The sequence below is a fragment of the Acinetobacter sp. YH12040 genome, assembly GCF_013420005.1.
In the GTDB taxonomy this organism is placed as follows: domain Bacteria; phylum Pseudomonadota; class Gammaproteobacteria; order Pseudomonadales; family Moraxellaceae; genus Acinetobacter; species Acinetobacter amyesii.
Map to the genome: position 1 here is coordinate 384,898 of NZ_VOZB01000003.1, position 13,498 is coordinate 398,395.

A 13,498-nucleotide genomic window follows, 5' to 3' on the forward strand; every position below is an offset into this window, starting at 1 on the left:
TTATACCTCAGAATAAAAAATGAGGCAGAAAGCACCATAAACATTGATAATATAACCAATGTCTTTTAGAATAAATTTGTCTTGGACGTGCAAGTTAAAGACAAATTTATAAAGACTCATGTTGACGCATGGGTCTTTATACTTTCTGCATAAAAAATATAAACTTACTTTTTATTTCATATCTTTTTGCTCCTTAATTCCTAACTTCACAGCGATTTTATGGCTTTCCCCACGTTTCGGTATCTTATTGTTTTTGAAAATCCTATAGACTAAATCTGGAGAAAATTGATTATCTCTCGCCCATTCAGCGATCGAGATCCCTGCTGAAGAAAAATCTTCTTTTACTTCCTGAATAGACTTGATCATACGTGACTAAAACTGACTAAATTTGAGTGAAATTTAGAATAAAAAGTGAGTGCTAGTCAAGCTCTAATTTCAACTAAATTATTGAAATAACTAAATATATTTTTTTGTTATGTCGATATTTATAAGCTGTTATAGTTTGTATTGATTTAAAATTGAATGTATGACATCTAGTTTTAAGTTAAGTTCAAAAAGCTGTTTATGTAACTCTTTCTTATATTTTGATACATGTCTTTCTGCCAAGATCTTTTCAGATATAAGCTCATTAACATAATTCAACTTATATTCATGAATTTTGATATTGCTTTTAATATCAAATACTTGTTTATCTAATTGAATTTGCATTTCTTTATTGTATTGATAATTAATCAAATATTCGATATTACTCGTACCCGTATAGAGATATACATTTTTATTATTTAATGATTTTCTTTTTTCTAAATATTTATGTTGGACTAAAATATTTAACCCACGGTACATCTTAGCTTTAAATATATTTTTATTATATTCACCATCAAATGGCATTTTTTCCCAAAAATGTTTTGCTTGCCAATCTACAATTTTATTTTTTTCAAAAATTGAGAGAAATTCGAGACCTAATGGTAAGTAGGAAGACATCATAAATAATTTTCAAAATGAGGATTATAGTCCGTGGAGTTGTAAGCATCAAAATTTAATAGTCTGTCTTTTAGGCGAAAGAGCTAAATGTCAGAGTTATCTAAATCATTAGGACAAAATATACGCACACTTCGAAAAGAAAAGTCGATTAGTCAGGAATCCCTTGCTCACGTTTGTGAAATTGATCGTAGTTATTTAGGGCGAATAGAACGTGGAGAGGTTAATATTACTGTATGCAAACTTTATGAAATTGCTAAGGCTCTCGAAGTGAATGCGAAGGAGTTACTGCCATAACGCTATAACTATCTGAAATTTTGTTGATTTGAACCAATGATCATTCATGTGGTGTTGTTAGTAAATTTTGCAATACATCCATAAGGTTTTGCGAACGATTTCTTTCTATTAATTTTGCCGACATTCCTAGAGAAATAGGCATTTTTACATCTAAAATTGGATGATCTCCAATGAATAGTATTTCCGACATTTCACAGCCAAATTGAGCTTGAATAACTTCATAAATCTGTTGTTCAGGTTTTATATAACCGAGTTCATAACTAAAAAAATGGCATCAAAATGATTTGCTAGCAGTGTTTTAAGTTTGTCACCGTAAGGCATAGCTAAATTGGAGCACAGTGCGATTTTAAAGCCCTTATTTTTTAAGTTTTGAAGCGTAGAAATCGTATCTTTGTATAATTCAATTGTATTGAGTTCAAACTGAAGATCATCATTTATTTCATCCAAAAGTTGTATTGGTATGACATGACCAAAATGTAGAGCTAACTTTTCAATAGTTACAGCATGGGACATGATGATTCTGGCATCTTGCATGTTTGGCTTTCTTCCATTGTCTCTCAACCATTTCATTAACTTACGATATGGAGATCGATTTTTACCAGTGTTCCAAAAGCATCAGAAATAATGACTTTAGGTTGATAGGACATAGCATTCTAACCGTATGTGCATTGGCAAATATTTAGTTTAGTCTAGACATGAGCTAAGAAACAATCTTATTTTAAAATCAGATAATTGCAGATTTAATTATGGACGTAAAATGTTTGATTTTACAATTTATGTTACTGGAGCTATACGCTTACCAGCAAAATGAAAAAGCAAATGTGCTATGAGTTATTGATATGAATACACCATCATCTAGGCAATCATTGGATCAAAAAAGAATTTTAGCAAAAGCATTTTTCAAAGCATCTGAACAGCTCAATCTTTCTCAAACTCAACTAGCTATGATTTTAGGTATATCTGAACTAGAAATACATAAATTAAGATCAGAAGGTCAACTTGACCCTTTCTCACAACAAGGAGAAAGAGCATTATTAATTATACGCTTATTTAAAGCTTTATATAATTTAAGTGGTGGTGATCAGGAAACGATTCAACTATTTCTTAGCTCTAGAAATCAAGTAACAGGCGGAATTCCCCTTGAACAAATTGAAACCATGAATGGTTTAGTGGCTTGTCTACAATTTGTTGAGCTCATCCAACGCTAACCATGAGCCTAAAAGCAATTTTATTTAAAAACCAGATTATTGAGGATTTAATCATAGACATCCATAAAAAATTCGGTTTCACAATTTATGTTACTGATTTAAATACTACGGATAAGTGTGTCGAAGATCGCTTATTTGAATCAGGTTGTAATGATGCCTTACTATGTTCGATTAATGACAATCTATATTTAGAATTTATGAGAGCAGCGGAAAACCTTCATACTGCTATACTGAGTGCTATAGAAAATATTCAACTTGCTGGGTGTAAGTACGATCAAATACTTGTAGAAAATGAACTTTATACATGCGTAGAAAAAAATTAGAGCTTTAGACTGCAACCTAAATCAAACGGCAAAAACTGTCGCCCCTCTTTATTTCCCCATAGCTTTTCCCCCTTAAATCCAACACAATAGATACAAAGAAATTTGAGAGTCATCTACGTGATTACAGGCGAAATTAAAAGCAAAATTGACCAGATTTGGAACGCATTTTGGAGTGGCGGTATTTCCAATCCTTTAGAAGTCATGGAGCAAATGACTTATTTGCTATTTATTCGCCGACTCGATGAAATTCAGATTACGAAAGAAAAGAAAGCTAACCGCTTAAAAACTGCTGTAGAACATCCAATTTTTACGCCTGAGCAAGATCATCTTCGTTGGTCAAAGTTTATTACTTTAGGCGATGCTGCAACTTTATATAATACCGTTGCCAATGAAGTCTTTCCTTTCATTAAAAACTTAGGTGCAGAAGACGAAACCACCTACAGCCATCATATGAAGGATGCACGTTTTACCATTCCTACGCCTGCACTGTTAACCAAAGTGGTGGATTTGGTTGCCGATGTACCAATGGATGATAAAGACACCAAAGGCGATATTTACGAATACATGCTCGGTAAGATCGCTTCAGCAGGTCAAAACGGTCAGTTCCGTACGCCTCGCCATATCATCAAGATGATTGTGGAGCTGATGCAGCCTAAACCAACAGATACCATTTGTGACCCTGCCTGTGGTACAGCAGGCTTTTTAGTCGCTGCAAGTGAGTATTTAAACGATCATCACAGTACAGAGATTTTTGCCAATCCTGAAGCAGCTAAGCGTTTCAGTGAAGAAACTTTCTTTGGTTATGACTTTGACAGCACCATGCTTCGTATTGGTTCGATGAATATGATGCTGCACGGTGTTGAAAACCCACGAATTGAAAACCGTGATTCTTTAAGTGAAGCACATTCACATATTGCGGAAAAATACAGTCTGATCCTTGCCAATCCTCCATTTGCAGGCAGTTTGGACAATGAAAGCTGTGCCAAGAACATTCAAGCCGTAGTCAAAACCAAAAAGACCGAATTGTTATTTTTAGCCTTGTTTTTACGTTTGTTAAAAACTGGCGGTCGTGCTGCGGTGATTGTGCCTGATGGCGTGTTATTTGGTTCATCGAAAGCGCATAAGGATTTGCGTCAAAAGATTGTAGAAGAACAAAAGCTTGAAGCCATTATTTCGATGCCATCTGGTGTATTTAAGCCTTATGCTGGGGTTTCAACTGCCATTATGATTTTCACCAAAACCATGTCGGGCGGTACGGACAAAGTTTGGTTTTATGATATGCAGGCGGATGGTTATTCGCTTGATGATAAGCGTAACGAGCTAGATGCATCTAAGCATGAAAATAACAACATTCCTGACATTATTGCTCGTTTTAAAAATTTAGAGGGTGAAAAAGACCGTAAAGCGACTGAGCAAAGTTTCTTGGTAGATAAAGCCGATATTGCTGCCAATGGTTATGACTTGTCGATTAACCGTTATAAAGAAGTGGTGTATGAGCAAGTGGAATATGAAGCACCAAATAAAATTTTGGCGGATTTGGAAGTGCTTGAGCAGGATATTTTAAAAGGAATGGCGGCGCTTAAGGAGATGCTAAAGTGAGCTATCCTTTAATTCCGTTAGGTCAATTAGCAAAATTCATTAATGGTGATAGAGGGAAAAACTATCCGTCTAAAGATTCATTTGTGGATGCAGGAATTCCATTTATAAATGCTGGATGTTTATCAGATGAATGGGTATTAGATTCTTCAAAATTTAACTATATATCTGAAGAAGCTTATGATCGTTTAAGTAGTGGCAAGATTCAAAAAAATGACATTTTGTTTTGTTTAAGAGGTTCTGTTGGTAAATTCGCTGTAATCCGTGATGATAATAAAGGAGCTTTAGCATCTTCTTTAGTTATTTTGCGAGGAAATGACAAAGTTGATGTTGAATATTTGAAGCATTATTTGGCAAGTTCTCTGTGTACAAAAGAGTTAGATAACTATCAAAATGGTGCTGCGCAACCCAATTTATCTGCAAACGATTTTAAAAAGTTTTTGGTTCCACTCCCACCACTTTCAGAACAACGCCGAATTGCTGCTATTTTAGATCAAGCGGATGAGTTACGCCAAAAACGTCAGCAAGCGATTGAAAAGTTAGATCAGCTGTTGCAATCAACTTTTTATGATTATTTTGGTGATCCTATTCAAAATACGAAAGGTTTTCCGCTAAAAGATTTTAAATCAATTATTAAATTTACTGGCGGCTCACAACCACCTAAAAGTATATTTTCTGATACTTGCAAAGAGGGCTATGTTCGATTAGTTCAAATCAGGGATTTTAGAACCGATAAGTATCTTACATTTATACCTAAAGATTCAGCTCGTAGGTTTTTCAAGCGTAATGACGTGATGATTGGTCGATATGGTCCACCTGTTTTTCAGATTTTAAGAGGGTTAGAAGGCGCATACAATGTAGCCTTAATGAAAGCTGAACCAAAAGCAGAGTTAGATAATGATTTTTTATTTTATCTTTTAGCTGTTCAATCTATTCAGCAACTAGTCATTGCAAACTCACAACGCTCAGCAGGTCAGACAGGGGTGAATTTAGAATTTTTGAATAACTTAGTAATAGGTGTACCGCCTTTAGAACTTCAAAAAGTATGGGCTAAAATTGCTCTTAAGATCGAAGATCAAAAGCAAAATCTTTATAAACAACTAAATATACAAAATCAGTTATTTAGTTCATTACAAAACCAAGCATTTAACGGCACTTTATAACATTTAATTTTAAAATATGAGGGAATATATACATGAGCAACTTTCAGTTTTTAGAACCTGAATTTAAAAGCTTGGCAGCTACGGCTAAAGAAGCCGAAAAGCTCACGTATATATCCCCACAATTTGCCCTTGCAGCAGCTCGTACATCGCTTGAAAACCTTGTACTGTGGCTGTATCAATACGATAAAAAACTGACCCAACCCTATGATGCTTCACTACACAACCTACTTAATGATCTAAAATTTAAAGACCTGATTCCACCCTATATTTGGGACAAAATGGATAATATCCGCATGGTCGGCAACAGTGCCGTACATGGGAAAAAGTTCAAACAACTCACCACCGAAGAAACCGTCAAGCACATCAGCCATTTATTCCTGATGTATGTTTGGTTTGAACGCAACTATGGTTCACCATCAAAAGATCGTTCACAGTCGATTTTATTTAACCCAAAACTAATACCAAATGCTGACAATACTCAGCAAATCACCGCCAACCAAGAACAACTACAAAAAGAAACAAAAGCTAAAGAAAAACAGTTTGCTGAACAACATAAAGCTTTACGGGAACGTGAACAAAAATTATTTGAACTGTCCGCAAGTTTAGAAGAGCGTGAAAAATTACTTGCAAATATAGATGCTGAACTTGCACAAAAACGTGCAGACGTTGAACAAGCCAAGATTGCCAACAGCAAAATCGAAGACCCTACCGATTATAAAGAAGACGAAACTCGAAAACTTAAAATTGACCTCATGCTTGAAGAAGCAGGCTGGGAAATAGGTACATCGGTTCGAGAGGAAGTTGCTGTAACAGGTATGCCAAGTCCATCGGGTAAAGGTGCAGTGGATTATGTGCTGTATGATGCCAATGGCTTGCCTTTGGCGGTGGTTGAAGCCAAACGCACATCGACCGACCCTGATATTGGACAACAACAAGCCAAACTCTATGCAGACTGTTTAGAGCAACAAACAGGACAACGCCCTGTCATATTCTATACCAATGGCTACAAAACCCGAATTTGGAATGATGTGCAAGGTGGCCCACCACGCTTAGTACATGGTTTTTATACGCAGGCAGAACTCAAGCGTCTGATCGAAAGACGTAAGAACAACCCTGATTTAAGCAGCTTTCCGATCAATACAGCTATTGTCGAGCGTTACTACCAAACTCGTGCCATCAAAGCCATGCTTGCAGCCTATCAACGTAAAGAACGTGCAGGCTTACTAATCATGGCAACAGGTACAGGTAAAACACGTACCGCCATTGCATTGGTTGATGTGTTGATGAAAGCCAATGTGGTGCAAAAAGCCTTATTCCTTGCTGACCGTACTTCATTGGTCAATCAAGCGCACAATGCCTTTAAAGCCAATTTAAAAGATGCCTCATTCGTCAATTTGCTTGAAGATAAAGACCAAGTCGGTCGAGTCTATTTCTCTACCTATCAAACCATGATCGGCTTGATAGACGAAAAAAATGCCGATGGTACACGCCAATTCGGTACAGGCATGTTCGACCTGATTATTGTTGATGAGGCACACCGTAGCGTTTACCAAAAATTTGGTGAGATTTTTAAATACTTCGATAGTTTACTTGTCGGTTTAACCGCAACGCCACGAGATGAAGTTGACCGTGATACCTACGCACTGTTTGGCTTAGAAAGCGGTGTCCCAACCGATTACTATGATCTTGACCAAGCCATTGCTGATGGTTATCTCGTACCACCCAAAGCCTATTCTGTACCGCTTAAATTTATGCGTGAAGGCGTGAAATATGACGAACTTTCCGAAGAAGAAAAACAACATTGGGATAGTCTAAATTGGGGCGATGAAGATGCGCCTGAAGAAGTTTCAGCATCCAAGATTAATAAAGAGCTGTTTAATACAGGCACGATTGATTTAATGCTCAAGCACTTGATGGAAAATGGTATTAAAACCGAAGGCGGTGATCGTCTGGGTAAAACAATTATCTTTGCCGTCAATCAAAAACATGCCCAGTTTATTGCTGATCGCTTCAATGAAAACTATCCGCAATATGATGGCAAGTTTGCCCGTGTCATTACCCATGCCACTAAGTATCCACAAAGCTTAATTGATGACTTTAGCAAGAAAGATTTACCTGAGCCACAGATTGCGATTTCAGTGGATATGCTCGATACAGGCATTGATGTACCTGAAGTGGTCAACTTAGTATTCTTTAAAGCTGTACGTTCTAAAGTGAAGTTTATGCAGATGATTGGGCGTGGCACACGCCTCTGTGAAGATCTATTCGCCCCTGATGAACATAAAAAAGAATTCTTTATTTTCGACTACTGCTCGAATTTTGAATACTTCAATGAAAACCCTGATGGTGCGCCTGTATCGACCACAGAACCACTCGGACAACGCTTGTTTAAAGCACGTTTAAATATCCTGAGTTTACTGAATGCGAAGGACGATGAAACAGATGAATTGAAAGCTGTGCAGCAAGATATGCGTCAGAGTTTGCAGAATGAAGTGAAGTCGATGAACAATGAGAACTTCATTGTGAAGTCTGAACTTGAGCATGTTGAACACTTCAAAAATGATGATGCTTGGAACAACTTAGATGACCTTGCGATAGGAACATTACGAGAACATATCTCTAAACTACCGAATCAACTTGAGCCTGAAACCTTAGAGGCCAAACTGTTTGATATGTTGTGTTATAACCTTGAACTAGCTGTGTTGGAACAGAACAATACAGCGATTCAGAGTTATGCCAATCGAGTGATTGAAATTGCTTCTAAACTGGAAAGCAAAGAAAATATTCCTGTTGTTGCAGAACAGATTGCGCTAATTCAAGACATTCAAACCGTTGAATATTGGAAAGCCATTACCTTGCCCATGCTTGAGGCGATGCGTAAACGTATTCGTGGCTTGGTGAAACTGATTGAAAAATCCACATCGACTATTGTGTATTCCATGCTTGATGATGAAATTGGAGATATGCAAGCGGTTGATATTCCTGTCGTATCAAGTGGTGTCAATCTTGCACAGTACCGTAAGCGTGTAGAAAGTTTCATCAAAGCGAATGAAAATCATATTACTATTGCAAAGTTAAAACGTGGTTTGACTCTTACACCGACTGATTTAAGTGAGTTAGAACGCTTTGTTTTTGAAGCGCAAGAAGTTGAAAGCCGAGATAAATTTGAAGAATGTTTTGGGACTGAAAAATCCTTACCTCTCTTCATTCGTTCTCTGGTCGGATTAGAGCGTCAGGCGGTTCAGGAAGCTTTTTCTAAGTATTTGCAAGGCTCAACGTATAACGAGAAACAAATACGTTTTGTGGAAATGCTAATTGAGCATTTGACTCAAAACGGTGTACTGGATGCGGCACAACTTTATGAACCACCTTTCAATCAAATCCACTATGAAGGAATTGACGGTGTGTTTAGCGAAGCAGATGCTGACAACATATTTGGGGTTGTTGAAGCATTTAATGAAGCGGTGGCGTAATAATTAAGGGTAAAATGATGAAAATTGATAAAGTAATTCTAAAAGGTTTTAGAAATTATAAAGATGCGACAATAAATTTTAATAATAACACTTTAATTATTGGTGAAAATGATGTTGGTAAAACTAATCTCATTTATGCATTACGCCTCATGTTAGACAGAAGTCTTTCTGAATTGGATATAGAGCCATCAGAGTTGGATTTTCATGTACAGGGTGGTGTCCAGTCTGAAAATTTAGAAATCATAATTAAATTCTTTGATATTAAAGAAGAAGCTGCATTATCCATTTTGAAAGAACACGTAAGTGATGATGGAGAATGTGTTTTTAAATACATGGCTTCTAAAGAAAATCTAGATTATAAATTATATCTTGGTCAAAATGAGACAGACTTATCTGAAATTCAAAGTCGTTATTATTTAAAATATATCAATTTAAAGTATATTTCTTCCCAAAGAGATTTAAGCAAATTTATTGCTAAAGAGAAAAAACAATTACTTAGGATCTCCAAAACAAAGATTACTGAAGAACAAGAAAAGCTTGATCGAGAAAACGTACTAGAAATTTCTAAGCAATTGGTTGACCTAGACGATAAAGTTGCACAATTAGAATATGTAAAAACTGCTACTCAAGAAGTTAATTTAGAATTAAAGAAATTAGCTTATGCCCATGATGATTATGATGTAAAACTAAATGCTAGTGGTATAGAAGTGGATGATTTTATTAATAAATTACAATTAGGGGCAATGAGCGGTGGCTCAAATGTTATGTTGGGTGGTGATGGACGTAATAATCAAATTTTAATTGCTTTATGGAAGGCACTGAGCGAATTTGAACACGATTCAAATGATGAAGTAGTGTTTTATGTTGTTGAGGAGCCAGAGGCACATTTACACCCACATCAACAAAGAAAATTAGCTAGTTATTTATCTTCAGAATTACAAAGTCAATGTTTAATAACAACACACTCTCCGCAAATAGCCTCAAGTTTTTCGCCAAGTTCTATTATTAGATTATTTAAGAAAGATTTCTCTACAATTGCGGCCAGTAATGGTTGTACAAAAGAACTAGAAAAAGCATGGGAAGAATTAGGTTATAGGATGAGCATTATCCCTGCAGAAGCATTTTTTTCAAGTGGTGTTTTTTTAGTTGAGGGCCCATCTGAAGAAATTCTATATAAGGAACTGTTGCTTAAAAATAAAGTTGATATTGATTACTACAATTTATCCGTTTTTGCAGTTGGAGGAATTCAATTTAAAGTATTTGCAGCCGTTTTAAGAGCTCTAGAAATACCATTTTCATTAAGAACTGATAATGATATTAGTACTGTAGAAATGAATTGCAAAGTTCATGGTTTTAATAAAAATGACTCTTTAAATCCTTGCTATGTATATAAGAAAATTGAAATTAATTATACAGATGAAAAATGTATAAAATGGCAATATCTAGGAGTTAATAGATGCTATGGAATATTAAATAGAGATTCCGAAAAATGGAAGCATAGTCTTTACCCTTTAAATAGAGTTAATATTTTGGGTGATAAACGGTGGAAAGCCTTTGAAAAGACGATAAATGCACATGGCATATTTATGTCTAATATAGATTTAGAGTGTGATTTAGTAAGTGTTGCTTCTGAAGAAATTAAGAAGGCATTAGGTAAAAAAAATAATAATAGTGCAGTAGATTTTCTCAAAAAAAGCAAAGCCCTAAATATGCAAATATTAATGGCTAAATTAGAAAAGAAAGGCTTTGAAAAAATTTATGAAAGTGATTTTGGTAAGCCGATTAGGTACTTAATAAATTTATTATTAAAACAATCTGACACTGACACTGAATCTCCAGTTCTTATTAATACGAACTCTGAAACTGCCAAAGAAGTGGTCTTGTTATGAAGTTGACGAATGATCAAATAAAAGCAATTCAAGATATTGAAAATAATTCGGTAATCATGGCGTGTCCAGGGAGTGGAAAGACTACCGTTCTTATTAATAAAATGAGTTTATGTTGTGAAAAGTTAAAAAGACATAATGGAATAATAGGATTATCTTTCACCAGAAAATCTAGTGAAGAGTTGAGAAGAAAATTTCAAAAGAAGACGATAAGTTCAAATCTCAATTATCTAGGTACTATAGATGGCTTTCTGATCAATGAAATTATTAGACCTTTTTTGCCAAAGCTATGGGGCAATGAGAACGATGATATTGAGATCGTAAGTATTTTATCGGAAGAAGAATCTATTCCATTTGTACAAGAGTTTGCGAATGGAGAAATATATTTAAAAGATATAGAAAATGATAATGCTTTTAAGGGATTATTTTTAAGTGGAAAAATATGGCAAAGAACAGTAACACCTTTAGCTTTGTTTGTACTTAAAAATTCATCAGTCTGTAGAAGATACATATCATCTCGATATAAATACTTGTTTGTAGATGAATATCAAGATACTTCATCAGGACAACATCTAGTTTTTCTAGAAATTTTAAAACTAGGGTTGAAATTTACAGCGGTAGGAGATATTGATCAGTCAATTTACAGATGGCGTGATGCTATTCCTGAAAATTTAACTTCGCTTGTAAATGAGCACGATTTTAAAGAATATGCTATTGATCAAAACCATAGATGTGACCCATCTATTGATTTATATGCTAGAGCTTTTTTAAAAGGTATAGATCTAGAAGAAATTGATAAAAAAAACATATTTGGATTGCATATAAATAATTCAGGAAAACATAGATACGCTAAGTTAGATGATTTTATACAAAAAATTAAAGATGAGAATAATTTTGATTTTTCAGATTTTGTGATATTAGCAGCTAATAATGCAACGGTTCAGCATTATGCTTTGAATACGCGTCATAGTTATAGAATTTACGAAGATGATCCTCTTGATAGTATGAATCATTATATTGCACAGTTATGTTCTGATTTGATTTTATATAAATTTTGTAAGAATTATTCAAGTTACTCAATATATGAGAACTATAAGTCTAGGTTTATTAATATTAAATTAAATGATTTTAAGGTTGAAGTTAAAAAAATAAGAACTGAAAATGATACTGATGAAATTTGTGAAATAATTAAAGGCTTAATTAATAAAACTAATTATAAAGGTGATTGTGAAAATTTTATTTTGGCAACAAAAAATATTTTTAATGATGAATTCTTGTTGAAAAAATATAAACCACATAATAAAAATGAATTACAAATAATGTCAATTCATAAGTCAAAAGGTTTGGAGTTTAAAGTTGTTATCCACCTTGGTTTGGAACAATGGGTATTGCCACGTAAAACAAAGAAACAAGGTCAATGGACTTTTAGCGATTTAGAAGGGGATAAAAATTTACACTATGTTGCGATCACACGAGCTGAAAATCTATGCTATTTAGTAGATATGCCTATAAGAGTAAAATCAGAAAATAACGTGTTTAAAGAGATGAATGCAAATAAATCTGAATTCCTATGTATTGAAAGATTGAACAAGCATATTGTTGATCTAGGAGTTATGTAGCTATTCTTAGATGTAATTTGGATCTAGAGATTTCTCTAGAACTATTAATCAGGAATCGGTGGACTATTCTTAATTGGAATCGGTGGACTACTCTTAATTGGAATTAGTGGACTACTATTGGTGATATATACAATTAAAGAGATAAATGATTTTATTATATTGATTTATTACACATTTTCATTAGCAAAAGATTTTAAAATGATATAGATGGATGTATGAGCATTTTAGTTTTATTTTCTTTAAATATCTCTCGTTTTCTTATTTTTTGAATTTGCTTCTCTTATTATTTTCTATTTTGATAACTTTCCCTTTTTCTTCGTGCATAAAAAAACACCCCCTGACGTATCAGGGGGTGTTTTCGAATAATGAGCTGGCGATGACTTACTCTCACATGGGTAACCCCACACTACCATCAGCGCTAAGAGGTTTCACTTCTGAGTTCGGGAAGGGATCAGGTGGTTCACTCTTGCTATTGTCGCCAGCACAACTGTTATGGATACTTGCTTAGTCTAATCTCAGAGCAGTGCTCTTCGTGCTAAGTTTTCTACCAAATGAGTTATTAACAGAAGTACTTGAGTTAATTTAAGGTGTTCATTTTATCTAGCTTTTCAACTAAATCAAGTTTGATTGATTATATGTGAATCAATTGATGCTTTACATACAACTGTTTGGGTGTTGTATAGTCAAGCCTCACGAGCAATTAGTATTGGTCAGCTTCATGCGTCACCGCACTTCCACATCCAACCTATCAACGTCGTAGTCTTCAACGGCTCTTTAGTGGACATAAAGTCCAAGGGAAATCTTATCTTGAGGTAGGCTTCCCGCTTAGATGCTTTCAGCGGTTATCCCTTCCGAACATAGCTACCCGGCGATGCGACTGGCGTCACAACCGGTACACCAGAGGTTCGTCCACTCTGGTCCTCTCGTACTAGGAGCAGATCCTCTCAAATTTCCA

10 protein-coding genes, 2 rRNA genes and 1 pseudogene are annotated in these 13,498 nt (G+C 34.9%); 8 read left to right on the top strand and 5 right to left on the bottom strand.

The window, feature by feature from the left end; translation table 11 throughout:
* Positions 1 to 171: 171 nt before the first annotated feature.
* Together FTT99_RS05115 and FTT99_RS05120 are read right to left on the bottom strand one after the other, a co-directional pair.
* Entirely contained in the window at positions 172 to 366 is a 195-nt protein-coding gene (locus tag FTT99_RS05115; RefSeq protein ID WP_180072154.1) for a DNA-binding protein, read from the bottom strand.
* Between the two features lie 129 nt (positions 367 to 495).
* Positions 496 to 984 (bottom strand): hypothetical protein, encoded by a 489-nt coding sequence (locus tag FTT99_RS05120; RefSeq protein WP_180072152.1) that lies wholly within the window; start codon positions 982 to 984, stop codon positions 496 to 498.
* Positions 985 to 1,068: 84 nt separating this feature from the next.
* Here FTT99_RS05120 and FTT99_RS05125 point away from each other — a divergent pair, with 84 nt between their 5' ends.
* Positions 1,069 to 1,275: a helix-turn-helix domain-containing protein gene (locus tag FTT99_RS05125; RefSeq protein WP_180072150.1), complete on the top strand. Its 207-nt coding sequence runs from the start codon at positions 1,069 to 1,071 to the stop codon at positions 1,273 to 1,275.
* Between the two features lie 40 nt (positions 1,276 to 1,315).
* Here FTT99_RS05125 and FTT99_RS05130 read toward each other — a convergent pair.
* Positions 1,316 to 1,922, bottom strand: a pseudogene (locus FTT99_RS05130) (HAD family hydrolase).
* Positions 1,923 to 2,114: 192 nt separating this feature from the next.
* Here FTT99_RS05130 and FTT99_RS05135 point away from each other — a divergent pair.
* The 7 genes from FTT99_RS05135 (at position 2,115) to FTT99_RS05165 (ending at position 12,543) form a co-directional block, all read left to right on the top strand.
* Positions 2,115 to 2,483: an antitoxin Xre-like helix-turn-helix domain-containing protein gene (locus FTT99_RS05135; RefSeq protein WP_180072148.1), complete on the top strand. Its 369-nt coding sequence runs from the start codon at positions 2,115 to 2,117 to the stop codon at positions 2,481 to 2,483.
* A 2-nt stretch (positions 2,484 to 2,485) separates the two neighbouring features.
* Positions 2,486 to 2,806 (top strand): hypothetical protein, encoded by a 321-nt coding sequence (locus FTT99_RS05140; protein ID WP_180072146.1) that lies wholly within the window; start codon positions 2,486 to 2,488, stop codon positions 2,804 to 2,806.
* A 117-nt stretch (positions 2,807 to 2,923) separates the two neighbouring features.
* On the top strand, positions 2,924 to 4,405 hold the full coding sequence (locus FTT99_RS05145) for a class I SAM-dependent DNA methyltransferase (protein WP_180072143.1): 1,482 nt from the start codon (positions 2,924 to 2,926) through the stop codon (positions 4,403 to 4,405).
* On the top strand, positions 4,402 to 5,565 hold the full coding sequence (locus FTT99_RS16605) for a restriction endonuclease subunit S (protein ID WP_180161282.1): 1,164 nt from the start codon (positions 4,402 to 4,404) through the stop codon (positions 5,563 to 5,565). The genes FTT99_RS05145 and FTT99_RS16605 overlap by 4 nt, the downstream gene beginning before the upstream one ends.
* Positions 5,566 to 5,597: 32 nt before the next feature.
* Positions 5,598 to 9,038 carry a DEAD/DEAH box helicase family protein gene (locus FTT99_RS05155; RefSeq protein ID WP_180072139.1) on the top strand — a complete coding sequence of 1,147 codons (3,441 nt, stop codon included), beginning with the start codon at positions 5,598 to 5,600 and terminating at the stop codon, positions 9,036 to 9,038.
* 17 nt (positions 9,039 to 9,055) lie between these two features.
* Positions 9,056 to 10,927, top strand: coding sequence for an ATP-dependent endonuclease (locus FTT99_RS05160; RefSeq protein WP_099143604.1), 1,872 nt, complete (start codon positions 9,056 to 9,058; stop codon positions 10,925 to 10,927).
* A complete protein-coding gene (locus tag FTT99_RS05165; RefSeq protein WP_005134232.1) occupies positions 10,924 to 12,543 on the top strand; it encodes a UvrD-helicase domain-containing protein in 1,620 nt (539 codons plus the stop codon). Before FTT99_RS05160 ends, FTT99_RS05165 begins: the two co-directional genes overlap by 4 nt.
* Before the next feature lie 368 nt (positions 12,544 to 12,911).
* Here the strand turns inward: FTT99_RS05165 and rrf are convergent.
* A 5S ribosomal RNA gene (rrf, locus tag FTT99_RS05170) occupies positions 12,912 to 13,026 on the bottom strand.
* Between the two features lie 196 nt (positions 13,027 to 13,222).
* Positions 13,223 to 13,498 (bottom strand): 23S ribosomal RNA (locus FTT99_RS05175); the annotation flags it as partial.